Consider the following 25,541-nt stretch of genomic DNA (forward strand, 5'->3'; position numbering starts at 1 on the left):
GATAATAAAGTTTTTACAATAAAAATTAAAAAACCATTATGGCAGATATAAAACCGGCAGAAGTTTCTGCTATTTTAAAACAACAATTATCAAATTTTGATGATAGTATTTCTTTAGATGAAGTAGGAACAGTATTACAAGTAGGGGATGGTATTGCCCGAGTTTATGGATTAAGTAATGCAGAACAAGGAGAATTAGTTAGATTTTCTAATGGATTGGAAGGAATGGTACAAAATCTTGAAGAAGATAATGTAGGAGTTATTTTATTTGGGCCATCGAGTAGTATTAAAGAAGGAGATACTGTTTCAAGAACAAGAAGTATTGCTTCTATTAAAGTAGGGGAAGGAATGATAGGACGTGTAGTTGATACTTTAGGATTACCTATAGATGGCAAAGGTCCTTTACAAGGAGAATTATTAGAAATGCCACTAGAAAGAAAGGCTCCTGGAGTAATTTATCGTCAACCTGTAAGTGATCCTTTACAGACAGGTATTGTGGCCATAGATTCAATGATCCCTATTGGAAGAGGTCAAAGAGAATTAATAATTGGAGATAGACAAACAGGTAAGTCTACCGTTGCAATTGATACAATAATTAATCAAAAAGAGTTTTATGATAGAGGAGAACCTGTATATTGTATATATGTAGCAATATCTCAAAAAGGTTCAACAGTAGCACAGATTGTAAAAACATTAGAAAATAGGGGAGCTATGGATTATACAATAATTGTTGCAGCAAATGCATCAGATCCTACTCCTATGCAAGTATATGCACCTTTTGCTGGAGCTGCAATTGGTGAATTCTTTAGAGATACCGGAAGATCAGCTTTAATTATATATGATGATTTATCTAAGCAAGCTGTATCTTATAGAGAAGTATCTTTGTTATTAAAAAGACCCCCAGGAAGAGAAGCTTATCCAGGAGATGTTTTCTATTTACATTCAAGATTACTTGAAAGAGCAGCTAAAATTATAAATAATGATGAAGTTGCTGCTAATATGAATGATTTGCCGGAGTCTTTGAAAGGAAAAGTAAAAGGGGGAGGATCTTTAACAGCACTTCCTATTATTGAAACTCAAGCTGGAGACGTTTCTGCATATATTCCGACAAATGTAATTTCCATTACTGATGGGCAAATTTTCCTAGAAACAGATCTGTTCAATTCAGGAGTGCGTCCTGCTATCAATGTAGGTATATCAGTTTCCAGAGTAGGAGGAGCAGCACAGATTAAGCCTATGAAAAAAGTTTCCGGAACTTTAAAAATAGACCAAGCTCAATATAGAGAACTAGAAGCTTTTTCAAAATTCGGTTCAGACCTTGATGCAGCTACAGCGGCTGTAATAGCAAAAGGAGAAAGAAATGTTGAAATTCTGAAACAATCTGTAAACTCTCCAGTCCCTGTAGAACAACAAGTAGCTATAATTTATGCAGGAACTCATAACTTACTAAAATCTATTCCGGTAAATAAAGTCAAAAATTTTAAACAAAATTTATTTGAAGTTTTAAAATCAAAATATTCTGACTTATTAAAAGAAATAAAATCCGGGAAAATAGACGATTCTGTTACTAATTTATTAGAAAAAATAATAGATGAAGTAGCTCAAAATTTCATTAATTGAAAATAATAAGACTATTTTAAAAAATTTATTATACTAGATATGGCTTCATTAAAAGAAATACGAAATAGAATTGCTTCAGTAAATTCAACCACGCAAATTACTAGTGCAATGAAAATGGTTTCTTCATCAAAATTGAAAAAAGCCCAAGATGCAATTTGTAAGTTACGTCCATATTCTAAAAAGATGCAGGAATTATTATCTAATGTAAGCTCAAATTTAGATTCTGAAGTTGGTGGAGAATATGTTCGAAAGAATGAGGTTAATAAAGTTTTATTGGTAGTTATTACTTCTAACAGAGGTTTAGCCGGAGCTTTTAATTCTTCAGTTGTTAAAGAAGTAAAAAATTTAATAGAAATAAAGTATAAAAATAAACAAGTTGAAATTTTAACTATCGGTAAAAAAGGGTATGATATACTGAATAGGTCTAGTGTAATTTATAAGGATTATAGTAATTTATGGGATTCTCTAACTTATGAAGGAGTTGTTGAAATCGCAGAAGAATTAATAGATTTATTTATTACAAATAAATATGATAAAATTGAATTTGTTTATAATCAATTTAAAAATGCAGTAATACAAGTATTACAAGTAGAACAATTTTTACCTTTACAAATTAAAGAAGAGAAATCTAATCTAGAAGCAAACAAAAATATAAATATTGATTATTTATTTGAGCCTTCTAAAGAAGAAATTTTAACTCATTTAATTCCTAAAACATTAAAAATACAGTTATTTAAAGCAATTTTAGACTCACATGCGGCAGAGCATGGGGCAAGAATGACAGCTATGCAATCCGCTACAGATAATGCTGAATCCTTAAAACAAGATCTAGTTATTTCTTATAATAAGGCAAGACAGGCTTCCATTACAAATGAATTGATAGAAATAGTTAGCGGAGCTCAAGCTTTGGATAATTAAAAATATAATTTTTTATGAAGGTCACTTAAAAAAGTGACCTTTTTTTATAAAATATTTATAGGAAATTCTTTTATTTAATTGCATTTAAGAAGATTTCCTTATTATACTAATTAATATTTATTAATTAGTATAATCACTTCTCACATGCAATATTTATAAAGATAAGTGAATAAAATTCTTTTTTTGATAGAATTATTATTGTTCTAATGTAGGGTAGATCCTAAAGTTTTATAATGAATATGTTTATATTTTGTAAAAGAATAAAAAGCACATAATATATATATCTACGTAATTACATAAACAGGAGAAAAGATATCTTCTTTAAAATTAATATATAAAAACATTTTGGTAACAAATGAGAGAATGTTAATTTAATAAAATGAGGTTTTTTTGCATTAAATGAATTAAGTTTAAGACATATTGTGACACCTAAGAAGTTTTCATTGTAAATAAAAAAAGCATTAGAGTTATTATTAGATCTTAGTTTCCTATTTTAGGATATTTGTAATAAATTTCATCTACAAAAAAGTAATCCATAGGAGGAAATAGGATATCGAATTTTCAAAGATTCTCCTGAAAAGTAATTCCTATAGATATAGTCTTTATTTTAACTTTCAATTATATTTTTAATTTTATGAAAAAAATCATAATTTTGCTTGGCAAAAGCACATATGTCACTTAGTTCAAAAATTATTGAAGAAGCAATCACTTTTGATGATGTACTTCTTATACCATCTTACTCAGAAGTACTTCCTTCGCAAGTTTCCCTAGAAACTCAATTGACTCAGAAAATAAATTTAAATATACCTATTGTATCCGCAGCTATGGATACAGTAACCGAGTCAGATTTAGCCATAGCTTTAGCACGAGAGGGAGGCTTAGGATTTATTCATAAAAACATGACTATTGAACAACAAGCCATTGAAGTTAATCGTGTTAAGAGAACTGAAAATGGGATGATAACTAATCCTATTACACTAAGCAGAAATCATACCTTACAAGATGCATTAGCCTTGATGCAGGAATATAAAATTTCAGGGTTGCCTGTAATCGAAGAAGATTATACTTTAGTAGGTATTATTACGAATAGAGATATAAAATATCAATCAAATTTATCTCAAAAAGTTGAAGATATTATGACAAAAGAGAAAATCATAACCTCTTCACGAAATACTTCTTTGGAACAAGCAAAAGAAATACTCTTAGATAATAGAATTGAAAAATTGCCAATTATAGATGATCATAATAAATTAATAGGTCTAATTACTATTAAGGATATAGATAATTTATTAGAATATCCCAGAGCCTGTAAAGATGGAAATGGAAGATTGAGAGTGGGAGCTGGAGTTGGGGTAGGAAATGATACTTTGGAAAGAGTAGATGCTTTAGTGAAAGTTGGGGTTGATATTATAGCAGTAGATTCTGCACATGGTCATTCTATTAATGTATTAAATAAACTAAAGGAAATAAGATCTTCTTTTCCAGAGTTAGAGATTGTAGGAGGAAATATAGTTACTTCAGAAGCGGCCAAAGATTTAATAGAAGCAGGAGCAAATGCTTTAAAAGTAGGAGTAGGGCCTGGTTCAATATGTACAACCAGAGTAGTTGCAGGAGTAGGAGTACCTCAACTTTCTGCTATATATAATGTTTTCGAATATGCTTCACAAAAAGGTATTCCGGTAATTGCTGATGGAGGAATAAAATTATCCGGAGATATAGTTAAAGCAATTGCAAGTGGAGCTTCTTGTGCTATGTTAGGCTCTTTATTTGCGGGCACAGAAGAAGCTCCTGGTGATGAAATTATTTTTCAAGGCAGGAAATTTAAAAGCTATCAAGGAATGGGATCGCTTTCTGCTATGAAAAGAGGAAGTAAAGATAGGTACTTTCAATCAGAAGCCAAAAAATTAGTTCCAGAAGGAATAGAAGGTAGGGTTCCTTATAAAGGAAAGCTTTCAGATGTAATTTACCAATTGTGTGGAGGAATTCGAGCAGGAATGGGATATTGTGGTACTGAAAATATTAAAAAATTACAAAAAGATAGTAAAATGGTTAAAATATCTTCAGCAGGATTAAAAGAAAGTCACCCACATGATGTAATCATTACTCAAGAGGCCCCTAACTATTCGAATTAGTTTTGTTTTTTTAATGAAGGTATAAATTATTAGAATTATTAATAATTTCGAATATTAAAAAAAACTTAAAAAATATTTTATAAAAACTAAAATAATTAAAAAAGTCTTAGTATTAAGACTTTTTTAATTATTTTTTTATTGAGTCAATTTTCCAATTTCTAATTTCAATATTACAGGTTTTTTTTGAAAAATTATAGCCAAATGACAAAAAAAATTAATTTGTTGAGACAATTTAAAAAGAAAGGAGTATATATATAATATATTTATTTATGAATAAGGGCTAAAGGTTTTTAGGATAATAGGGAAGTATACTTGGTTATTTAATAAACAATTGGGTTATATTAGTACTTATTTTTTACTAAAAATAAGATGACAAATAAGCATAATAATAGCAATACTTCCTCCTACGAATGTAACTCCGTTCCATCCGAAAACTTCAAAAGCATATCCAGTCATTAAAGTTCCTAAAGCGCCTCCAATAAAATAACTGGTCATATAAATAGTATTTACACGGTTTGTAGCGTCAGGATGTCCTGAAAAAATAATAGATTGATTGGTTATATGAGAGGCTTGAACGCCAATATCAATTAGAATAACACCAATAATTAATCCAATATAAGAATTACCAAAGCTGTAAAATATAAACCAGGAAATAATAATTGTAACAATAAAAATAATCATTAAAGTAGATTTATTATATTTATTAATAATTCCTCCTAAAAAAGCAGCAGTAATAGCTCCGGCAATTCCTGCCAATCCAAATTTTCCTGCCAAATTACTAGCGTTTCCACTAGTTAAATGAAAATCCTTTTCAAGATGAAATACTAATGGAGTCCAGAAAGCACTAAGCGAAGCAAAACTAAGCCCTCCTCTTAGAGCAGATAATCGTAGTGAAGGATCAGATTTAAATAGGTGAGAAAGAGAAAACATTAATTCTTTATATCCCCCCTTAAAGTTTGGATAAACTTCAGGCAATTGTAAATAAATCAGTATCCATAAAATTATCATTACGAAAGTAGCTATATAATACATTTCTTTCCATCCCCAAATATCTCCGATATATCCACTTAAAACTCTTGAGCCTAGAATTCCTACCAATAAGCCACTCATTACAAAACCTACAGCTTTAGCTTTTTTATCAGGTGTAGCCAAAGTTGCAGCCATAGGTATAAATAATTGAGGGATTACCGAAGTAAATCCGATAATAAAACTTATAGGAAATAATAATTCCACAGAAGGGCTCATAGCCATAGATAACAAAGAAATAATAATAAAAATAAAATCAATAAGTATCATTCTTTTCCTTCTGAACATATCACCTAAAGGAATAAAAAAGAAAAGTCCGAAAGCATATCCTATTTGCGTAAACATGGTTATGCCACTGATCTTTGATTCACTTACATTAAAATCTTTAGCCATCAGACCTAATAAAGGTTGATTATAGTAATTATTAGCTACAACCAATCCAGAACTGATTGCCATTAACCATAAAATTCCGGTAGTAAGTTTAGGTTGAGAAATATTCATTTCTTATTTTCAAATTAAATTAAAAAATCAAGGGGTCAAAGGTATGAAATAAATTTTCCAGTGTGAAAATTATATTGTTCAGCTTCGTTTAATGAAATCAATAAAAATTAGTGTTTACGGATGATTAAATGAAAACAAAGTTATGTAATTTGATAAACTAAAATTACAAAAACACTTAACGAACAACAAAGGCTTATCATATTAGTAATCCATCAAAATAAATTTCATATATACAATCAAAAATTCTATATAATAGTAAATGAATAATTATTTAATTTATTATGTTTATAGATGAATTTATAATAAATAAATAAAGTATGAAAAATAATGACTTATTCACTTAAAATGAGATTTGCTATAAATAATTTTATAAAATATTAATATATAAATTAACAGGACATATTTAATAAAATTATAATAAATTTGTGAGAAAATAGGTTTGTATTATTAAAAAAAATAATTTATTTATATTGATTGAAAATACCTTGTTGGAAAGGAGTCCATAGACAAGCTTTTAATCCAGCATTTTTTAAAGCTGAGTTCACCCAGGTATTACAAGTAAAAAATAGTTGATAGGTTCCTTTAGCCTCGTAAAAAGAATCATTTTCCCCATAAGTATTAGAAGTTATAATATTAATAAGATTCCCTTTTTCGTCTCTTTTAAAATATTGTTGTATATATTTTATAAGTCGTTTATATTGATCTTTGGAAATCATTATTTTTTTATAATCTTTTTCATCCTCAATACTTTTAAGATATGTAGTATGAATTGCCGTGGTACTAAGGCCGAAAGCAGCTTTAAAAGCTACCGAAACTTTTACATGATCCCAATCAGGGACATCAAGAAAAAATCCCCGATCACCCCAACCTATAGAAATATAATTTTGTATACTATCTTTACTTGAAGTTTGGCTGTATTTTATTTCCTTACTCCAGTTTATTTCTTCTGTTTTTATAGGAAATATTAGGTCAGTATGCATGCCATTAGTGGAAATATATATGGGCATTTCTTCAGGTTGATTATCTTCTTTGTTAACAGTAATATGGGAAAAAATATATGCGCCTGCTAAATATAAAAATAATACAGAGGTAATAAATAATAATAAGAATCCCATGCATTTTAAGAACTTTTTTATAAAAAGTAATTTCATAGAGTTAAAATTTAAAGCCCTAATTTAAATATAAAAAATAATTAAATATTATTTATAATTAATTTTTTGAATATATCTGTATTTTTGCACTTGTATTAATGAATAATGGGAAAAGATAAATTAAGAAAATTTGCTGAAAATAAAACTTTTTATAATGTTTTGCAGCCCTCAAGGGAGGAGGTTGTGAATGATAATGGATTTTATTTAAAAGGAAAATGGCGAAAAGAATTTTTTAAAAATGATAACCCTATAGTTTTAGAGTTAGGTTGTGGGAAAGGTGAGTACTCAGTAGGATTGGCACAAAGTTTTCCAAATAAAAATTTTTTAGGTATAGATATAAAAGGAGCTCGGTTTTGGAGAGGAGCAAAAACGGCTATAGAACAAAACATAAAAAATATCGGTTTTTTAAGAACCCAGATAGAATTAATTAATTTCATTTTTGAAAATGGTGAGGTAGATGAGATATGGATTACTTTTCCGGATCCTCAAATTAAATTTAAGAGAACTAAACATAGATTGATAAATCCTTTATTTTTAGATAAATATAAAAAAATATTAAACTCTAAGAATGGAGTTATTCATTTGAAAACTGACAGTGAATTTTTACATGGTTATGCTAATGGTCTTTTACAAGGTTTAGGTTGTAAAATATTGGCTTCTCATCATGATATTTATGGTGCTCCAGAATATGATTTACCTTCTTATGTTAGAGAAATAAAAACGTTTTATGAAAATATATTTTTAAAAGAAGGAAAGCCTATAACTTATCTAAAATTTAAAGTATAAATAGAGAAATTTTATTTAAAATATTGTTTTATTATGATTTCAGAATGAATAATATTAATATTCTGTTTATAAATAATTTTAATATTATATGAATTTAAAGTTGATTTTAAAACATTTATTTAAGCGATTCAATTACATTTAAAATTGAAATTTATTTCTAAATACATACTAAAAAAGTAAATTAATAATATGCAAAAAATAAACCCTCTATTAGAGGGTTTATTTTTTTGTATTTGTGAATTTTATTAATCACAAAGGATAATTCCTTTATTATTATTAAATTCTAATATACCTCCTTTAATAAGATAAGTATCAAATTTTCCTTCTTTAGTTAAATTTTTATTAACTGAAGAAGAAATTATAGATTCAATCTTTATTTTTCCTGAAGTAAGTGCAGAAACAATAGCTGCGTGATTTTCTAGCATTTGAAATTCACCATGTAATCCAGGAATAATTACAGATGAAACTTCACCATCAAAAATAGTATCTTCAGGGGTTAATATTTGTATTTTCATTAATAAACTTGAAGATTTAAATTAATTTTTCAATTCAGCTAACATTTTTTCACCATGCTCAATAACTTCTTCAATAGTTCCTTTAAGATTAAATGCAGCTTCTGGATATTGATCTAGCTTACCATCCATGATCATATTAAATCCTTTAATAGTATCTTTAATGTCTACTAAAGCACCAGGAGTCCCGGTAAATTGTTCTGCAACATGGAATGGCTGAGATAAAAATCTTTGTACTCTTCTGGCTCTGTGTACTACTAATTTATCTTCTTCACTTAATTCTTCCATACCCAAAATAGCAATAATATCTTGAAGGGCTTTATATCTCTGTAAGATTTCTTTTACTCTTTCTGCACAATTGTAATGTTCATCTCCTAAAATCTCTGGAGTTAATATTCTTGAGGTAGATTGCAGAGGGTCTACAGCAGGATAAATACCTAATGAGGCTATCTTTCTATCTAATACTGTAGTTGCATCCAAATAAGCAAAAGTAGTTGCCGGAGCAGGGTCTGTTAAGTCGTCTGCAGGTACATATACTGCCTGAACGGAAGTAATAGAACCATTCTTTGTAGAGGTTATTCTTTCTTGTAAAGCCCCCATTTCGCTGGCTAAAGTTGGTTGGTAACCCACAGCTGAAGGCATACGTCCTAATAAAGCGGAAACTTCAGAACCAGCCTGTGTGAAACGGAAAATGTTATCTATAAAGAATAAAACATCACGTCCTTTACCACTTCCTTCTCCGTCTCTATAGTATTCTGCTAATGTCAATCCAGAAAGAGCTACTCTGGCACGAGCTCCTGGTGGCTCATTCATTTGCCCGAAAACAAAAGCTACTTTAGAAGTTTTTAGTGCTTCATGGTCTACTTTGGATAAATCCCATCCACCGTTTTCTAAAGACTTCATAAACTCATCTCCATATGAAATGATTTTAGATTCTAGCATTTCACGTAGAAGATCATTTCCTTCTCTGGTTCTTTCTCCAACTCCTGCAAAAACAGATAGACCTCCATGGCCTTTGGCTATATTATTAATCAATTCTTGAATCAATACGGTTTTTCCTACTCCCGCACCTCCAAATAATCCAATCTTACCTCCTTTGGAATAAGGTTCTATAAGATCTATTACTTTGATACCGGTATAGAGAACTTCTGCCGATGTAGATAGATCTTCAAATTTAGGTGCCGGTCTATGTATAGGTAATTCATGGGTTTTAGGAACCTCTCCAATACCGTCAATAGCTTTCCCTACTACATTAAATAAACGTCCATTAATTTGGTCTCCAGTAGGCATTGTAATGGGTTTATTTGCTGAGAGAACCAATTGTCCTCTGTGTAAACCGTCTGTAGCATCCATGGCAATACAACGTACAGTATCTTGTCCGATATGTTGCTCTACTTCCATAATTAGAGAAGGTTCTCCGTTTTCTTTTACAACTTCTAAAGAGTCATAAATATTTGGAAGTTCTGATACTTCTTCAAAAATAACGTCTATAACAGGACCGATTATTTGCGATATCTTTCCTTTTTGTTCAGTTGCCATATTATTTAGTATTCGATAACTTTAAGAATTTTATGTATTTCTGCTAATTTTGCATTACTGCAAATATAATATTTTATTCTCATTCTCTTTTGAAAAAAATATAATATTTATCATATTTGCACATTAAATTTGTTTACTAAATATTAAGTGGAAATTCATATAGGGAATATAGAACAACCTAAAGAAAAGAAAATTATTTTAACCTTAGGAATGTTCGATGGGGTTCATTTGGGACATCAATTTGTTATAAAATATTTAAAAGAAATTGCAAGTAAAGAAGGTGGAGAAACTGCAATAATGACTTTTAATCCTCATCCCAGATTTGTTTTGCAACCCCAAACTGATTTTAGATTACTTACGATTTTAGATGAAAAGATTAAAATGTTGGATAGATTTTCGGTTCAGCATTTATATATTCAAGAATTTACCTATGAATTTAGCCGTTTAACAGCTTTAGAATTTGTAAAAAATATTTTAGTAAATCAGATGAAAATCCATTCCCTAATCGTGGGATATGATCATCAATTTGGAAAAAATAGAGATGGTAATTTTGAACAACTTAAACTTTTCTCAGAAATGTTTAATTTTAAATTATATCGGTTGCCTCCCATTACAGAACATAATACAGTGATAAGTTCTACTAAAATTAGAAATCAAATAAATGAAGGTAATATAGCTTTGGCTAATCAATGGCTAGGATATCCCTTTATTATGATAGGAAAAGTGATCCAAGGTGATAAGATAGGAAGAACAATAGGATTTCCTACTGCTAACATTGAAATTGACCCTCAAAAAATATGCCCTAAAAACGGAGTTTATTTTGTTAATGTAAAAGTTAGAGATAAGAATTATAAAGGAATGATGAACATAGGGGTACGTCCTACAATAAAAGGGGTGAAAAAACAAATTGAAGTTCATATACTTAATTTTAATGAAGATATTTATGGGGAAATATTAGAAATTCATTTTTACGAAAGAGAAAGAGATGAAAAAAAATTTATATCAATAGAAGGTTTAAAAAAACAATTAACTAAAGATAAAGAGAATACTATTAAATATTTTTCAAAATAATTAAGGGGATTTTACATCTATAAGATTCAATTTTATAAGTAAAGGAGCATTTGCTCCAATTTTATTTTCATCTCCATATAAGCCATAAGCGGTAAAAGAAGGTAATAAAATTTCAACCGTTTCACCTTTTCTCATTTTATATAAAGCACTTTCAATCCCCCTAATTTCATTAAATTTACCTAAAATGCCTTGTTTATTTCCAAATTCATTTGTGGAATAAATTATTTGATTGTTTAAATCTTTTACTTCTGCGGTATAAATTACCTGATCATTTAATTTTGCCAGTGGAGAATTATTTTTTATAACGTATCGAATCCATATACCTGAAGATGTAGTTTCAAAAATATGTTGTAATGAATCTTTTTGCTTATTTACCCATTTTTGTAGATATTTTCTTTCATTTGTTTCTCTAATTTTGGAATATTTTTGAGAATTTTGTAAATAATCTGTATGTTTCGATTGTTCAGGTTGAAAAATTTCTTTCTTTTGACAAGCGGCAAAAAGTAGAAATAAAAATAAATAAACAATATTATTATTATATATTTTCATTTTCTATAATATTTTTAAATTTTTGAATTGTATTTTCAAGAGAAAGTTCACTTCTACCTCCGGCAGCATTTATATGTCCTCCACCATTAAAATATTTTCTAGCAAATACATTAACATCAAAATTACCTTTAGAACGAAATGAAATTTTGATAAAATCATTTTGCAAATCTTCCATAAAAAAAGCTACAAATTTAATACCTATGATGGATAAACCATAATTCACAAAGCCTTCTGTATCTCCTTTTTGGTATCCCATACTTTTTAGTTGTTCTCGGGTAAGTGATAATATTGCCGTGTTTTTTTCTTTTATCAGCTGCACCGAGTCTAATACTGTGCCTAATAATTTAATTTTTTCAGTTGTATTGTTATCTAAGATATTGGAAGCTGCTAAATCAGGTAAAACTCCTTTATCAATTAAATGGGCTATTATTCTATGAGTTTCAGCAGTAGTGTTTCTATATCTAAAACTACCTGTATCTGTTAGAATTCCTATATATAAACAATAAGCAATATCTTCATCAATTTTTGAGACTTCGCCTATTGAATCAATAAATTTATAAATCATCTGGCAAGTTGCCGGTTGTGTAATATCTGAATATATAAAATTAAAAGAATCGGGTTGCTGGTGATGATCTATTAAAATTTTAATAGCTTTACTTTTATTTAATTTATCTTCAAGTTGGTTTATTCTAGCAGCTGTATTAAAATCTAGACAAAAGATTAGATCTGCTTTTTTAAATGCAATTTCAGTATATTTAGTTCTATATTCAGCAATAATAATATTTTTTGCTTTAGGCAACCACTTTAAAAATTTAGGAAATTCATTGGGAACAATAATAGCTGAATCAATATCTAATTTTTTAAAAAAAAGTTGTAATGCAAGAGAGGATCCAATTGCATCTCCATCAGGGTTTTGATGTGTAAGGATAAGTATATTTTTCTTAATTTTTAAAAGATGTTTTATTTCGGATAGTTCTTTTTCTGAAAACATATAATGCATATTTTTAGTAAAAATATAAAAATCACTCCTTATGAAGAGTGATTTTTATAGAGAATATGAAAAATTAGATTTTATTTAATTCTATAAATTATCATACGATGAAGAAGTATCTCCACCAAAATTCCAGGTTAAACCAAATCTTAAAGTATTATCCAAAGCATTATTTACACTGGCTGTGGTTATTAAATAAGAAAAATCTATACCAAAAGATTGATATTTAAGTCCTGCACCTAATGTAATGTATTGTCTACCTCCTTTATCCGGGTTTTCATAAAAATAACCGGTTCTAAATGCAAAAGCATTTTTAAAAGTATATTCACCAGCAATACTATAAGTAATTTCTTTACCTGCATCTTTATTTCCGAAAGAACTAAACATTCCAGAGATAAAACTTTTGTCAGGAACTTCCGTATGGGTTGTACCATTAGAATCTGTAACATCTTTAGGTGCAGGTACTAATAACTTAGTCGCTTCAAAAGTTAACCCTAATTTATTTTCACTATCAAAAAATAAATCATATCCTACACCTAATCTTAGATTCGTAGGAAGATAACTTTTATTTTCCTGACTATCTGAATAATCTAATTTAGGTCCCATATTGAAAATTCCCCATCCTGCTCTCCATCGACCTTGATAGTTTTTAAAAACGTCTGTTTTGTTTGATTGAAAATATCCGGTAACATCTACAGCAAATGTATTGGCCGCTTTAGTTTGAGCATAAGAATTATCTACATTGTTAAAAAGGTCAGATCGTATATACCTAGCAGTAACAGCCATAGAATATACATCAGCAAGTTTTAAACCATAGGATAAGTCAATAGCAAATTCATTGGGTTTAGAAGTGCCTTTTTCAACAATATCATTCCCTATTAATTCATTTAGTTGAATTTCTCCCATGTTAAAGTAATAAATACTGGCAGCCACCGTACTTCTTTCTTCCTCTCCTAAGAAAGTATAAAAAGTACCATTTAATAAAAATACATCATTAGTTAATTTATTCATATAAGGAGTATAAGATACACCTATTCCAGAATAGCTGCTTCCAAATACATATTTGGAAGGATTCCAATATTGGGAATATTCATCTGGCGACGTGGCGACTCCTTGATCACCTAATCCTCCAGAACGGGCATCTGGGGAAATTCTTAAAAACGGAGCCCCAGTTATTATAGCATAACGATTATCTTGAGCTTTTAAAAGAGCAAAGCATAGGATGGATAGTAATAAAATACTTTTTTTCATGTATTTAATTAAGTTTTGTTTTTTACAATTTATATTAGCAAAGATAGATTTTTATTTTTAAATTATCTATAAGGAATAAACTTAAAAATCTTTATTGCTATTTTTAATGTTTTTGTCTAATTTTTTGGTAGGAATGTTATTTTTTTTGATTTTGTATTATTCATAAGTAGAATTTTATAAACTAGATCATCCCTACGCAAACCATTCTTATTCATTTTAACGATAAAATTAATAGGGATATTGTTATTTAGAGATTATTTTTTCTTTGTTAAACTTAAATACAATTTATTTGGGTATAATAATTTTCTTTTTATGCAATATTTATTTTCAACTAAACAATATTTCAAGTTTATTTATCGTTACTCCACTATTAATTAGAAATAGAAAAATTTTTAAATTCATAATAATATATTATTTTTGCATGTTTAAAATAATGAAAATAGATATAATGAAAATAGGAAAATTCATTTTATTGTTCACTGTGGTTTCTTCATTTTCTTTCCTTCTAACAAGTTGCGGTGGAGGTGGAGGAAAATCAAAACTTGGTGGAGGAACAAAAAATACTCAAAGTTTATCAGGATGGAAAGCAAATGATAAGAATGGATGGTTTTTTAGCAGTAAAAGGAAAAATGAAAAATCTTGGGTAGGAATGGTATTTGTTGAAGGAGGGACTTTCACTATGGGATTGGTAAAAGATGATGTTATGCACGATTGGAATAATACTCCTACGCGTATGCAGGTGCGTTCTTTTTTTATAGGAGAAACAGAAGTAACCAATTATGAATATAGAGAATATGTTACATGGTTGAAATATGTATATTCTCCTAGTGATGAAAATTATAAAGATATTTATTACGGAGCACTTCCGGATACATTAGTTTGGAAAAATAAATTATCAAGAAATGATGTATATTCCGAAGATTATTTCAGGGCTCCACAATTTGATAATTATCCCGTAGTAGGAGTTTCATGGTTACAGGCACAAAGATATTGTGATTGGCTTACAGATAGAGCAAACGAAAGGGAGTTAATGAATAGAGGAATTATTTCGAGAAATTTTTATAATGACCCTGCCAATAATGTGGGTTCTAATTCATTTAATGTTGAAAAATATAAATATAATGATCCTTCATTAGAAAACATTGTTAATCAAGACAAAGTAGCAAAACAAAGTGGAATAGGAAATAAAAATGAAAGAGTAGTTGCTGTAAATAAAAGTGCTCAAGGTAATTTAGTACAAAAATTTAGATTGCCTACAGAAGCAGAATGGGAGTATGCAGCTCTTGCTGAGGCCGATAATAGGCAATATAATTTAGTAGAAGGGAAAGATGTGATGATCAATAGAATGCGTGAGAAAAAAGGGAGAAACAGAGGACAGTTTTTAGATAATTTTAAATATGGACAAGGAGATTATTCCGGTATAGGTGGCTGGGGTAACGATGGAAATGCCATAACCTCTGATGTAAGAGCCTATCGTTCTAATCCATATGGTATTTATGGAATGTATGGTAATGTGGCTGAATGGACTCAAGATGTATACCGACCTTTAATAGATACCGATTTTAATGATTTTAACTATTATCGTGGTAATGTTTATCAACGTTTTATAAATGAAGAAGGAAGTCCGGGGCAGTTTAAAAAAGTGGAGGATGATAATATTCAATATGATACATTAACAGACGGAAGAAGAATCTATAAAAGTTTATCAGGTAAATTTGAAACTGAGGTAGTTGAAGATTCTAGAAATTTTAGAGATGGAGATTTACAATCATCTTTAGAAGCAGGAAATGGAAAAACAGACTCAGCAGGAACATATAATTTTTATAATTCGCCAATTAGAAATTGGGTGGTTGATAAAAAAGGAAGAGTTATTTTACAAAAAGATGCTAAACAGAGAACCTCTCAAATAAGTAATGATTTGAGGGTTATTAAAGGTGGCTCTTGGAATGATACAGCATATTGGCTGGATCCGGGTCAGAGAAGATATATGAATGAAGCAGAATCTGCAGTGTGGGTAGGATTCAGAGTAGCTCAGGATCATAAAGGAAAAGAAAGCTCTTCTGTAAAGACCAAGAGAGGAACTAATAATAGGATGCCTAGATAAATATAAGCTTAATATTATAATATAGGGCTATCTTTTAGGTAGCCCTTTTTATTTAATATGGAAATTGGTGATAAGGTAAATGTAATTGATGAGAAAGGAACTTTTATTATAAAAGAAATAAAAGGACCTCAAGTAATTCTTTTAGATGAATATGGTTTTGAAAATATTTATTTAGCTAAAAGTATTATACCTTATAGCTCTTTTAAAGAGCTAAATTTCGATTGTTTAGAAGAGATGAAAAAAGATGAACATAAGGATAATAAAAGTATAATTATAAAAAAAGAAACTATAAGAATAATTGATTTACATATTGGGCATTTAGTCGATTCTTTGAGAGATATAAAACCCCATCAAATGTTACAGAAACAAATTAATGTAGCATATTCAGAAATAAAAAAAGCAAAAAAAGATGGAATTAAAAAGCTCATTTTAATTCATGGCAAAGGTAAAGGAGTTTTAAAAAAAAATATATATCAACTTTTACAATCTATAGACGATATAGAATATTTTGAGGCAGATATTATGAAATATCGATTTGGTGCAGTTGAAATTAGATTTAAATAAGTATTTTAATACCTTTGTTTGATGAATTTTAAAATTATATATGTTATACTTTTCTTAAATTCTACCCTGTTTTCTTTAGCGCAAAAAGATAAAATAATAATTACGGCTACATTAGATACTCTATCTAAAACCTTAGCGGTAAATCAAAAAATATTTTTTTATAATGATACAAAGACGTCTTTAAATTCAATTTATTTCCATTCTGCCACTAATTCATATTCCAATAATCATACAGAGCTAGGGAAGAGAAAATTAGAGGACCGAAATAAGGTATTATATTTTTCAAAACTTAAAGAAAGAGGAAAAATAGAAAATCTAACTATTTTTACTCAAAATAAACCGGCATTATTTTTATTAAGAGATTTTGAATTTTATGAAATTTATTTATATGAACCTTTATTGCCAGACAAAACTATTATGATAGAGTTAAATTATAAAATAAAATTACCCGTCGATAAGATTTCAGGTTATGGTTATTCAAAAGATGGAAGTTATTTGTTAAAATATTTTTTTTTGCAGCCTTTATCATATAAAGAAAATAAACCATTACTAGTACCTTTTACTGATACTGAATTTAGTCCATACAGAAATACAGATTATGAAATAAACTTTCAATATCCTGATAATTATTTTATAGATAGTGATTTAAAAGTAATTGATTCAAATAACTTAATGGGGACTAGTAAGGATGCAATCAGTATTTTAATATCAAAAAAAAATAATATTAAATTTAATTATAAAATTAAGGAAGATTCTGTAGAAGTATCTATAGGCTATGGAATTAAAGATAGTCTTTTAAATATTTATCAAAATAAAATAGAACGAGAACTGTCATATTTGCATAAAAAGCTGGGACCATTACCTTCAAAAATATTTATTAGTACTAAAATTAAAAAAAATCAAAATTTTATAGGAGTAGACGATATCAACTTTTTTGGGATAAAAGAATGGAATTTATTTAGTGAAGAAGATCAAATAGATCTTAAATTATTCCAGCAAATTGCCTATAATGTAATCAATCAAAAAATTGAGTTGGATAAAAATTTTAATCATTGGATATTGAATGGATTATTATTTTATTATCAATATAACTATATTAAAGAATTCTATCCTAATACAAAATTATTAGGAAATTTGCCTAATGAAGTAAGTGTATTCAAAATAAAACCCTTGAAGTATTTTTTTATTTCAAAAGTACCTCTTACTGACAGGTATAAATTAGGTTACAGATATATTGCAACACAAAATTATGATCAGCCTATTAATGAAAAGTATTTAAATTTAAGTAATATAAATCAGATAATTATAAGTGGATTTAAAACTGGTTTAAGTTTCAATTTTATTTCAGATTATATTGGGAAAAATATTTTTGAAGAATCTATAAAGACTATGGTTCAACAAAATAATGACAAAGAACTAACTTCAGAAGAATTAAAAAATTCATTAGAAAAAAGCTCTAAACGTAATTTAGATTGGTTTTTTAATGATTATATAAATACAAATGAAAGAATTAATTTTAAGATAAAGAAATTTTATTCTCAAGAAAATCAAGATAGTATACAAATTAATATTTATAATAAAACCCAATTACCGGTTCCAATTTTAATTTCAGCAAAAAAAGATAAGAAAATAGTCAATGAAAAATGGGTATATTCTACAAAAAAAGACTCTTTATATTCTTTTCCTAAAGGTAATTATGATGAATTATTAATAAACCAAAATTATCTATTTCCGGAAATAAACGATAATGATAATAGTTTAATTACCAAAGGTTTTTATAAAAATAAAAAAAGGTTTCAATTGAAATTTTACGCAGATGTAGATAATCCTAATTATACACAAATATTTTATGAACCTAAGGTAAAATGGAATAATTATGATAAATTTATTTTAGGTATACGGTTTTATAACCGTTCTCCTTTTTCAAGACCTTTTGAGTACTCTTTCGCTCCTACATATTCTACAGGTACTAATAGTCTAACAGGATCAGGATCACTCAACTATAATATTGATATGGAAACGGGGATATTCAGAAGAATTTCTTTAAACTCTAATTACAATTACTTTCATTATGATAAAGGCCTATCATATACACAATATTCAGAAGGATTGAGCTTTATTTTTAAGAAAAGACCTAGATCTGAGATTTCAAGAACTATAAGTGTTGGTTTTAATAGCGTAGAAAGGGAAAAAGATCCTTTTAAACTAAGAGAAAAAAATGATTATTCGCATTATAACCTTTTAAATATTTCCTATATATATTCAGATAAAAAAATAATTAATGAGTGGTATGGTAGAACTGATTTCCAACATTCAAATCTTTTTGATAAAATTAGTTCGGAAATATATTATAGACATGAATATGCTTATAATAAGAAAATAACTTTACGTTATTTTGGTGGGTATTTTTTTAATAATAGATCCAATTCAACTTACTTTGATTTCGGTATTGATCATATAACAGATTATAGCTTTAGTTATGTAGATTATTTAGGAAGATCAGCAACCAGTGGATTATTGTATCAGCAATATATAATGGCAGAAGGAGGGTTCAAATCTTTAGTAGATAAATCTGCTAGTAAATGGATTAATACATTAAATGGAGAAATACATTTATGGAAACTTTTTGATTTATATGCAGATGCTGGAGTTTATAAAAGTAATGGTAAATCTATACGATTCATTTATGATTCAGGGGTTAAACTCAGAATAATTCCAGATTTCCTAGAACTTTATTTCCCAATGCAATCTACATTAGGGTTTGAACCTGCAATGAAAAATTATTTTTCAAATATAAGGTTTACATTTAATTTTAATCTTTCTGCAGTGGTTAACCATCTTAGACGTGGATGGTATTAGTTTTGTTAATTGTCGCTTTTTGATATATTTCAGATAAAGCACTTACTAAAGCATCAATATCTTCTTTAGAATTGTAATGACTAAAAGAAATCCGTAATGTTGTACTATTCATGAGTTCTTCAGTACTAAATAGTTGTAACATGGTACTGGAAGGTGTGGTAGCACCTGATGAACAAGCACTTCCCTGAGATACAGCTATACCTTTAATATCGAGTTGAAAGCCTACTAAAGTATTGGGTATGGGCAGTAATATACTGATTAAGGTGTATATGCTTTGTGAATTTTCTTGACAAGTGCCATTAAATGTTATGCCAGGTATATGATTCGTTAACTGTTCAATAGTATATTGCTTTAATTTTTCTATTTGCATTTTTCTTTGCTCTAATTCTTTCATAGCACAATCAAAAGCTTTTCCCAACCCTACAATACCATAAACATTCTCTGTACCTGCACGCATATTTCTTTCTTGGGATCCTCCTGTAATTATGCTTTTTAAACCGGAAGTTTTTTTTATATACACAAATCCCACTCCTTTAGGACCATGTAATTTATGCGCACTACATGTAGCAAAATTAAGAGGTAAGTTTGCAAGATCTATTAAATAATGACCCATTGTTTGAACAGTATCTGAGTGGAAAAGAGCATTATATTTCTTACATAAACTGCCCACATAGTTTAAGTCAATTAAGTTTCCTATTTCGTTATTTGCATGCATTAATGAAACTAATGTAGGCTTATTTTCCATTAAATATTCTTCAAGAGTTTCAAAATTTAAATTTCCTTTTTTATCTTTAAGAGGAAGGAAAATAATTTCAAGGTCATTGTGTTTTTCCCTTAAGTCACGAATGGTTTCTAAAACACTTTTATGTTCTAAAGGAGAAGATATAATCCGCTTTATTCCTAAATTTTCAACGCAGGATCTAAGGATCAAATTATTGGATTCAGTACCACAAGAAGTAAAAATGATTTCATGAGGAGGAACATTAAGCCATTGGGCAATGCATTTTCTAGCAGCTTCAATTTTAGCTTTTCCTTCCTGTCCAAAACTATGAGTAGAAGAGGGGTTTCCATAATCTTCATTCATAGATTCCATCATAACTTCAATCACACGTTTATCTATAATGGTAGAGGCAGCACTATCTAAATATATCTTCTTCATTGTAATCTTTATTCTAATTTTAAATATACATTGTTTGAATTTGTTTTCTCTATTTCAGCAATAATATAAGGAGTAGCTATGGCATCAGTAGAAAGTATAGTTCCATTTTCTTGGATAGTTTGCAATTTTACAATAATTGATTGATTTTTTCTTTCTACTTTATGAACGGAATATTCTAAACCTCCATTAGATTTTTCTCCAAAAGTTATAAAAATATAATCTTTTTTAGGTGAATATTTTCTATGAACAATAGGAAAAATATTTTTATGAAACTCAGTGAAAAGAGAATCAAAATCTTTTTTATTTTTAACGAGCATATGGAAAGGATAAGAAAATCCTCCATATGCTCCTGACTCAATTATACGAAAATTTATACAAGAATTATTAGATGTATTTTGCTTTACAGTATGACAATTCATAATGAAAAGAATACATATGAATAATAAAATAGAATGAATTACTTTAAATAAGTTCATTATACAAAAATAATAAATATAGATGGGAATAGAAACTATAAAAAGTTATTGAGAAATTAGAATTTTTTTAGCCTTTTCCGAATCGAATTCTTTTTCTCTACGTGCTACTACAATTGTGGCTGTAGCATTTCCTATAATATTGGTTATTGCTCTAGCTTCACTCATAAATTTATCTATACCAAAAATTAAAGCAACTGATTCAACCGGAACATGACCGACAACAGGAAGAGTTGCAGCAAGTGTAATAAATCCGCTGCCCGTAACTCCTGCAGCTCCTTTAGAGGTAAGCAATAATACTAATAAAAGAGCGATTTCTTGCTGTAAGTTCAAATGCTTGTCTAAGGCTTGAGAAATAAATACAGCAGCCATGGTTAAATATATAGAAGTTCCATCAAGATTAAAAGAATATCCGGTAGGAATGACTAAACCGACTACTGATTTAGAACAACCTATTTTTTCCATTTTTTTCATAATTCCAGGCAGAGCGGATTCTGAAGAAGAGGTACCTAATACAAGTAAAATCTCTTCTTTGATGTATAATAAAAATTTAAATACATTTATTTTATTATAATAAAGAACAGAGCCTATAACTAAGAAAACAAAAACAGCACAGGTTAAATAAAAACACAAAATAAGCATTCCTAAATTAGCTAAAACTTTAAGGCCATAAACTCCAATGGTATATCCCATAGCTCCTAAAGCTCCTAAAGGAGCCAAATACATGATCATTTTAATAATAGCAAATAATCCATCCAAAAAAGATTGCATTACATTTAACACGGGTTGAGAAGCTTTAGTACCTATCTTTGTCATAGCAAATCCAAATAAAACAGCAAATACTAAAACTTGTAGTAAATTATTAGATGCTATGGAAGCAATTACGTTTTCAGGAATCATATCAATAATAAAATTTACAATTCCATGATCTTCTTTACTTTTTTCTATATAGGTTCCAACATGCGAGGCATCTAAAGAATGAGGATCCACATGCATATTATCTCCGGGTTTTAAAACATTTACAAATATTAATCCGATAATTAATGCTATAGTGGTCATAATTTCAAAGTAAATAATCGCTGTAGCACCTACTTTCCCAACTTTTTTAGTGTCTTCCATACCTGCAATTCCCAATACAATCGTACAAAAAATTAGAGGGCCTACAATCATCTTAATCAGTTTAATAAAACCATCACCTAAAGGTTTTAGTTTTTCACCTAATCCGGGGAAATGTTCACTTACTCCTTGGGCATTAACTATATCATTACTTGGGAAAAAATATCCGATTAAAATACCAATAATAATAGCAATAATTACTTGTACGTATAAATTCTTTAAAATTTTCATGGTTTTTATTTTTTTAGGTGAGTAATATATAAATATTTAATCCAAAACAAAAAAATAATATGCTATTACTATATAATAATATTATTATTACGTATAACTTACTTGTAATGAATATGTTATATGTTGTATTTGTAAATATATATCTATTTTCATAACATATTATTTATTAAGAAACTTGTTAAATATTTATTTTTTCAAAAAAAAAAATAATAAAAAAATACACTTACTTTATTAAATTTAATTAAAACAGTCTTGAAGATTTATTCGATATTTGCATTTGATAATAACTTGGCATAAAAAATGAAACTTACAATCTTGGGTTATAATTCAGCAGTTCCCACAGTGAGATTTAATCCTTCTGCTCAGCTATTAGAAACTTATAATAGATATTTTTTAATAGATTGTGGTGAAGGTACACAGGTTCAATTAAGAAAGGCTAAAGCTAAATTTTCAAGAATTAATAATATTTTTATATCTCATTTACATGGAGATCATGTTTTTGGATTAATTGGTTTACTTTCCTCTTTTCAATTATTAGGAAGAACTACTCCCATGAATATTTATGGTCCTAAAGGAATTAAAGAATTTGTCGAAATTCAATTTAAATTAACAGAAAGTTTTAATAATTTTAAAATAAATTTTATTGAGTTAACCTCTAAAAATCCTGAATTGATATATGAAGATGATAAAATATGGGTATATACAATTCCCCTAAATCATCGCATTTACACTAATGGTTTTTTATTCAAAGAAAAACCAAAATTACGCAAATTAAACATGGAAGAAATTGGAAAGATTCAAGAAATAAAAATTTGTGATTATTATAATTTAAAGTTAGGAAAAGATTTTAAAACAGAAGAAGGTGTTATAATTAGTAATAGTAAACTAACTTTATCTTCCCCTCATTCATATAGCTATGCATATTGTTCAGATACTTTATATAAACCGGATATAGTTTCTCAAATAAAAAATGTAGATGTATTATATCATGAATCAACCTTTCTGGAGGAATTAAAAACGTTGGCTTATAAAACTCAGCATACTACAGCTTTACAAGCTGCTGATATAGCTAAGAAAGCAAATGTAAAATATTTAATTTTAGGACATTTTTCTAATAGATATACAGATGTTTCTGTTTTTAAAAATGAAGCAAAAAAAATATTTCAAAATTCCTTGCTTCCTGAAGAATTAAAAGTTATGGATTTTGAAAAATTGATTAAATAAAAACTCAGTTAATAAAACTGAGTTTTTATTTATTATGAATAGGAAATAGGAGATTATTTGATTTTACTTTTTTTATATTTTCTTAAAATAATATATCCAAGAATTAAGATTACCCATAAAGGCCATATATACATAAAGGCCATATATATAATATAACAATTATAATTTTTTGAAGAATATTTCCCCCGGTATATAAAGCTGTTTTAATTTGATACCCAAAGTTTGAATTTTCATAAGTTGTAAAATTTTTAGTATTAGGTATTATAGTTTGTTTAATGTTTTCTTTTTCAACTAAATCTAAAGTCACAGTAGCATATTGTACTAGATCATTTAATTTGTATTTATTAATTAAATTTTCTTCCTGAGAATTATTCAAATTTTTATCTATTTTTTTAGTATTAGTTTTTATATTATTAATTCTTGCTTCTATGGTTACATCTGTAATTTCTAAATTTCGGGAAATTACGAAACCAATTTCTTGATTTAAAGATTGGAGGAATTCATTGAGATTGTTTTTAGGAATACGTACTTCCATAAAATTAGTTATATTATATACCTTAGTTTCCCGTGCACTATCTTTAGATATGGGAGTTATCTTTTCAGAAATTATTTGAGAATTTAATTCACTTTTGCCTACATATCCACCTAATTTTATTACATTTTTTTCTATAGTCAAAGTAGATTTCAAAGCATCTTTTACTTCAATATTAATATATCAGCCTTATGAATAAATTTTTTGTTAGGATTTTGTATTCCATTAACAGAAGATGTACTATCAAAAATTATATTTTTAGTCTCTGTTGTTTGATCAGAAAGCTGTTTTTTATCACAACTTATTAATAAAAAATAAAAAAGTAAAGATAGAAATAGAAAGTTTTTTGTTTTCATGATTAAAATTTTTGTTTCTCAAAAGTATAAGGCTGACTATTGTAAATAATTACTAAACTCTTATAAAATAATTGTAATAGGGTTTTACAAAATTTATATGCTGATTATCAGGTGTTTTTTAATTAATTGTAAAATAAAATTATGAGGAGTATTAAGTAGTAAAAAAGTTTTTACAAGTTAATATTCCTAATTCTAATTACATATATTAAATAAATCATGAGATTTTAATGTCTCTTTTAAGACTTTAATGTATTAAACAATCAGAGTTGATTTTTAATTAACTCTATATAGTAGAAATTAGGATTAAATAAATTATAAATATATGTTAATAAAATATTTTACCATTTGAAATGAAGTAAATAATTTGTTAGATAAAAAATAATGAATATATTTGAACTGTAATTTAAATAATTACAGTAATGAATGATAAACGTTTTATAATTTCTATGCATATACTTACTCTTATGGTTAAAAATTCAGAGGATTGGCTTTCTTCAGAATTTATTTCAGGGAGTATAAATGTAAATCCTGTGTTAGTGCGTAAAGAATTATCAAATTTAAATAAACATGGATTTATACAAACCAAAGAAGGAAAAAACGGAGGAAGCAAGTTAAGTAGATTACCACAAAAAATACTTTTATCTGAAATCTACTCCAGTGTGTATAATTCACAATTATTAGGAAAACTATTAAAAGACCCCAATCCCAAATGTAACATAGGTAACAAAATAAATCAAAATATAAGTGAATTAACTAATACTATTGAAAAAGTTGTATTAAAAAAATTAGAAACCATAACTTTATTTGATTTTAGCAAAAAATTCTAATTTTTTTTGACTAAAACTGTTTTAATTTTAGTTACAGTTTTTTGAATTAA

22 protein-coding genes are annotated in these 25,541 nt (G+C 27.8%); 10 read left to right on the plus strand and 12 right to left on the minus strand.

The genetic code is table 11. The features are described from left to right. The first annotated feature begins 38 nt into the window (after positions 1 to 38). The 3 genes from atpA to guaB all read left to right on the plus strand — a co-directional run bounded on the left by atpA (position 39) and on the right by guaB (position 4,669). A complete protein-coding gene (gene atpA, locus C4S76_RS01900; protein WP_105192141.1) occupies positions 39 to 1,619 on the plus strand; it encodes a F0F1 ATP synthase subunit alpha in 1,581 nt (526 codons plus the stop codon). A gap of 39 nt (positions 1,620 to 1,658) precedes the next feature. Continuing rightward, positions 1,659 to 2,537 carry an ATP synthase F1 subunit gamma gene (gene atpG, locus C4S76_RS01905; RefSeq protein ID WP_105192143.1) on the plus strand — a complete coding sequence of 293 codons (879 nt, stop codon included), beginning with the start codon at positions 1,659 to 1,661 and terminating at the stop codon, positions 2,535 to 2,537. A gap of 671 nt (positions 2,538 to 3,208) precedes the next feature. Further along, a complete protein-coding gene (guaB, locus tag C4S76_RS01910; RefSeq protein ID WP_105192145.1) occupies positions 3,209 to 4,669 on the plus strand; it encodes an IMP dehydrogenase in 1,461 nt (486 codons plus the stop codon). A gap of 348 nt (positions 4,670 to 5,017) precedes the next feature. Here the strand turns inward: guaB and C4S76_RS01915 are convergent, their stop codons facing one another. Together C4S76_RS01915 and C4S76_RS01920 are read right to left on the minus strand one after the other, a co-directional pair. Then, positions 5,018 to 6,196 carry an MFS transporter gene (locus tag C4S76_RS01915; RefSeq protein WP_105192147.1) on the minus strand — a complete coding sequence of 393 codons (1,179 nt, stop codon included), beginning with the start codon at positions 6,194 to 6,196 and terminating at the stop codon, positions 5,018 to 5,020. A gap of 461 nt (positions 6,197 to 6,657) precedes the next feature. Beyond that, on the minus strand, positions 6,658 to 7,311 hold the full coding sequence (locus C4S76_RS01920; RefSeq protein WP_245915770.1) for a TIGR02117 family protein: 654 nt from the start codon (positions 7,309 to 7,311) through the stop codon (positions 6,658 to 6,660). 141 nt (positions 7,312 to 7,452) lie between these two features. Between C4S76_RS01920 and trmB the strand changes: the two genes are divergently transcribed. Then, on the plus strand, positions 7,453 to 8,133 hold the full coding sequence (gene trmB / locus C4S76_RS01925; protein ID WP_105192151.1) for a tRNA (guanosine(46)-N7)-methyltransferase TrmB: 681 nt from the start codon (positions 7,453 to 7,455) through the stop codon (positions 8,131 to 8,133). A 245-nt stretch (positions 8,134 to 8,378) separates the two neighbouring features. Here trmB and C4S76_RS01930 read toward each other — a convergent pair whose 3' ends face one another. Beyond that, the gene (locus tag C4S76_RS01930; protein ID WP_105192153.1) at positions 8,379 to 8,648 is read right to left on the minus strand and encodes a FoF1 ATP synthase subunit delta/epsilon; all 270 of its coding nucleotides are present in this window, start codon (positions 8,646 to 8,648) and stop codon (positions 8,379 to 8,381) included. A gap of 21 nt (positions 8,649 to 8,669) precedes the next feature. Beyond that, the gene (gene atpD, locus C4S76_RS01935) at positions 8,670 to 10,184 is read right to left on the minus strand and encodes a F0F1 ATP synthase subunit beta (protein WP_105192155.1); all 1,515 of its coding nucleotides are present in this window, start codon (positions 10,182 to 10,184) and stop codon (positions 8,670 to 8,672) included. A 147-nt stretch (positions 10,185 to 10,331) separates the two neighbouring features. On the opposite strand from atpD, the gene C4S76_RS01940 reads away from it, so the two are divergent. Then, a complete protein-coding gene (locus tag C4S76_RS01940; protein ID WP_245915771.1) occupies positions 10,332 to 11,255 on the plus strand; it encodes a bifunctional riboflavin kinase/FAD synthetase in 924 nt (307 codons plus the stop codon). Here C4S76_RS01940 and C4S76_RS01945 read toward each other — a convergent pair whose 3' ends face one another. The 3 genes from C4S76_RS01945 to porV all read right to left on the minus strand — a co-directional run bounded on the left by C4S76_RS01945 (position 11,256) and on the right by porV (position 14,046). After that, on the minus strand, positions 11,256 to 11,804 hold the full coding sequence (locus tag C4S76_RS01945) for an FKBP-type peptidyl-prolyl cis-trans isomerase (protein ID WP_105192157.1): 549 nt from the start codon (positions 11,802 to 11,804) through the stop codon (positions 11,256 to 11,258). Beyond that, the gene (locus C4S76_RS01950; RefSeq protein WP_105192159.1) at positions 11,791 to 12,795 is read right to left on the minus strand and encodes a DHH family phosphoesterase; all 1,005 of its coding nucleotides are present in this window, start codon (positions 12,793 to 12,795) and stop codon (positions 11,791 to 11,793) included. The genes C4S76_RS01945 and C4S76_RS01950 overlap by 14 nt, the downstream gene beginning before the upstream one ends. 90 nt (positions 12,796 to 12,885) lie before the next feature. Next, on the minus strand, positions 12,886 to 14,046 hold the full coding sequence (gene porV / locus C4S76_RS01955; protein ID WP_105192161.1) for a type IX secretion system outer membrane channel protein PorV: 1,161 nt from the start codon (positions 14,044 to 14,046) through the stop codon (positions 12,886 to 12,888). 448 nt (positions 14,047 to 14,494) lie between these two features. Between porV and gldJ the strand changes: the two genes are divergently transcribed. From gldJ to C4S76_RS01970, 3 genes are read left to right on the plus strand one after another with little or no spacing between them, the layout of a single operon-like run. Beyond that, the gene (gldJ, locus tag C4S76_RS01960) at positions 14,495 to 16,150 is read left to right on the plus strand and encodes a gliding motility lipoprotein GldJ (RefSeq protein WP_105192342.1); all 1,656 of its coding nucleotides are present in this window, start codon (positions 14,495 to 14,497) and stop codon (positions 16,148 to 16,150) included. 57 nt (positions 16,151 to 16,207) lie between these two features. Then, positions 16,208 to 16,714 carry a Smr/MutS family protein gene (locus C4S76_RS01965; protein ID WP_105192163.1) on the plus strand — a complete coding sequence of 169 codons (507 nt, stop codon included), beginning with the start codon at positions 16,208 to 16,210 and terminating at the stop codon, positions 16,712 to 16,714. Positions 16,715 to 16,735: 21 nt separating this feature from the next. Beyond that, positions 16,736 to 19,573, plus strand: a complete 2,838-nt coding sequence (locus C4S76_RS01970; RefSeq protein ID WP_105192165.1) for a gluzincin family metallopeptidase — start codon at positions 16,736 to 16,738, stop codon at positions 19,571 to 19,573. On the opposite strand, the gene C4S76_RS01975 is transcribed toward C4S76_RS01970, so the two are convergent. The 3 genes from C4S76_RS01975 to dctA form a co-directional block, all read right to left on the minus strand. Next, positions 19,554 to 20,732 (minus strand): cysteine desulfurase family protein, encoded by a 1,179-nt coding sequence (locus C4S76_RS01975; RefSeq protein WP_105192167.1) that lies wholly within the window; start codon positions 20,730 to 20,732, stop codon positions 19,554 to 19,556. The two genes, C4S76_RS01970 and C4S76_RS01975, sit on opposite strands and share 20 nt — an antisense overlap. Before the next feature lie 8 nt (positions 20,733 to 20,740). Continuing rightward, positions 20,741 to 21,151 carry a protease complex subunit PrcB family protein gene (locus C4S76_RS01980; protein ID WP_181044027.1) on the minus strand — a complete coding sequence of 137 codons (411 nt, stop codon included), beginning with the start codon at positions 21,149 to 21,151 and terminating at the stop codon, positions 20,741 to 20,743. A gap of 102 nt (positions 21,152 to 21,253) precedes the next feature. Continuing rightward, entirely contained in the window at positions 21,254 to 22,552 is a 1,299-nt protein-coding gene (gene dctA / locus C4S76_RS01985; protein ID WP_105192171.1) for a C4-dicarboxylate transporter DctA, read from the minus strand. Between the two features lie 300 nt (positions 22,553 to 22,852). Between dctA and C4S76_RS01990 the strand changes: the two genes are divergently transcribed. Beyond that, positions 22,853 to 23,776, plus strand: a complete 924-nt coding sequence (locus C4S76_RS01990; protein ID WP_105192173.1) for a ribonuclease Z — start codon at positions 22,853 to 22,855, stop codon at positions 23,774 to 23,776. Positions 23,777 to 23,885: 109 nt separating this feature from the next. On the opposite strand, the gene C4S76_RS01995 is transcribed toward C4S76_RS01990, so the two are convergent. Together C4S76_RS01995 and C4S76_RS02000 are read right to left on the minus strand one after the other, a co-directional pair. Beyond that, positions 23,886 to 24,464, minus strand: a complete 579-nt coding sequence (locus C4S76_RS01995) for a DUF4349 domain-containing protein (protein WP_146105661.1) — start codon at positions 24,462 to 24,464, stop codon at positions 23,886 to 23,888. 8 nt (positions 24,465 to 24,472) lie between these two features. After that, positions 24,473 to 24,664 carry a hypothetical protein gene (locus C4S76_RS02000; RefSeq protein ID WP_105192177.1) on the minus strand — a complete coding sequence of 64 codons (192 nt, stop codon included), beginning with the start codon at positions 24,662 to 24,664 and terminating at the stop codon, positions 24,473 to 24,475. Positions 24,665 to 25,083: 419 nt separating this feature from the next. Here C4S76_RS02000 and C4S76_RS02005 point away from each other — a divergent pair, with 419 nt between their 5' ends. Then, a complete protein-coding gene (locus C4S76_RS02005; protein ID WP_105192179.1) occupies positions 25,084 to 25,491 on the plus strand; it encodes an Rrf2 family transcriptional regulator in 408 nt (135 codons plus the stop codon). The last annotated feature ends 50 nt before the right edge of the window (positions 25,492 to 25,541 follow it).

The sequence above is a fragment of the Apibacter adventoris genome (assembly GCF_002964965.1).
GTDB lineage: Bacteria > Bacteroidota > Bacteroidia > Flavobacteriales > Weeksellaceae > Apibacter > Apibacter adventoris.

Coding starts and splice junctions, on each gene's coding strand:
- atpA (WP_105192141.1), top strand. CDS start 39: ATGGCAGATATAAAACCGGCAGAAGTTTCTGCTATTTTAAAACAACAA.
- atpG (WP_105192143.1), top strand. CDS start 1,659: ATGGCTTCATTAAAAGAAATACGAAATAGAATTGCTTCAGTAAATTCA.
- guaB (WP_105192145.1), top strand. CDS start 3,209: ATGTCACTTAGTTCAAAAATTATTGAAGAAGCAATCACTTTTGATGAT.
- C4S76_RS01915 (WP_105192147.1), bottom strand. CDS start 6,196: ATGAATATTTCTCAACCTAAACTTACTACCGGAATTTTATGGTTAATG.
- C4S76_RS01920 (WP_245915770.1), bottom strand. CDS start 7,311: ATGGGATTCTTATTATTATTTATTACCTCTGTATTATTTTTATATTTA.
- trmB (WP_105192151.1), top strand. CDS start 7,453: ATGGGAAAAGATAAATTAAGAAAATTTGCTGAAAATAAAACTTTTTAT.
- C4S76_RS01930 (WP_105192153.1), bottom strand. CDS start 8,648: ATGAAAATACAAATATTAACCCCTGAAGATACTATTTTTGATGGTGAA.
- atpD (WP_105192155.1), bottom strand. CDS start 10,184: ATGGCAACTGAACAAAAAGGAAAGATATCGCAAATAATCGGTCCTGTT.
- C4S76_RS01945 (WP_105192157.1), bottom strand. CDS start 11,804: ATGAAAATATATAATAATAATATTGTTTATTTATTTTTATTTCTACTT.
- C4S76_RS01950 (WP_105192159.1), bottom strand. CDS start 12,795: ATGTTTTCAGAAAAAGAACTATCCGAAATAAAACATCTTTTAAAAATT.
- porV (WP_105192161.1), bottom strand. CDS start 14,046: ATGAAAAAAAGTATTTTATTACTATCCATCCTATGCTTTGCTCTTTTA.
- gldJ (WP_105192342.1), top strand. CDS start 14,495: ATGAAAATAGGAAAATTCATTTTATTGTTCACTGTGGTTTCTTCATTT.
- C4S76_RS01965 (WP_105192163.1), top strand. CDS start 16,208: ATGGAAATTGGTGATAAGGTAAATGTAATTGATGAGAAAGGAACTTTT.
- C4S76_RS01970 (WP_105192165.1), top strand. CDS start 16,736: ATGAATTTTAAAATTATATATGTTATACTTTTCTTAAATTCTACCCTG.
- C4S76_RS01975 (WP_105192167.1), bottom strand. CDS start 20,732: ATGAAGAAGATATATTTAGATAGTGCTGCCTCTACCATTATAGATAAA.
- C4S76_RS01980 (WP_181044027.1), bottom strand. CDS start 21,151: ATGAATTGTCATACTGTAAAGCAAAATACATCTAATAATTCTTGTATA.
- dctA (WP_105192171.1), bottom strand. CDS start 22,552: ATGAAAATTTTAAAGAATTTATACGTACAAGTAATTATTGCTATTATT.
- C4S76_RS01990 (WP_105192173.1), top strand. CDS start 22,853: ATGAAACTTACAATCTTGGGTTATAATTCAGCAGTTCCCACAGTGAGA.
- C4S76_RS02000 (WP_105192177.1), bottom strand. CDS start 24,664: ATGAAAACAAAAAACTTTCTATTTCTATCTTTACTTTTTTATTTTTTA.
- C4S76_RS02005 (WP_105192179.1), top strand. CDS start 25,084: ATGAATGATAAACGTTTTATAATTTCTATGCATATACTTACTCTTATG.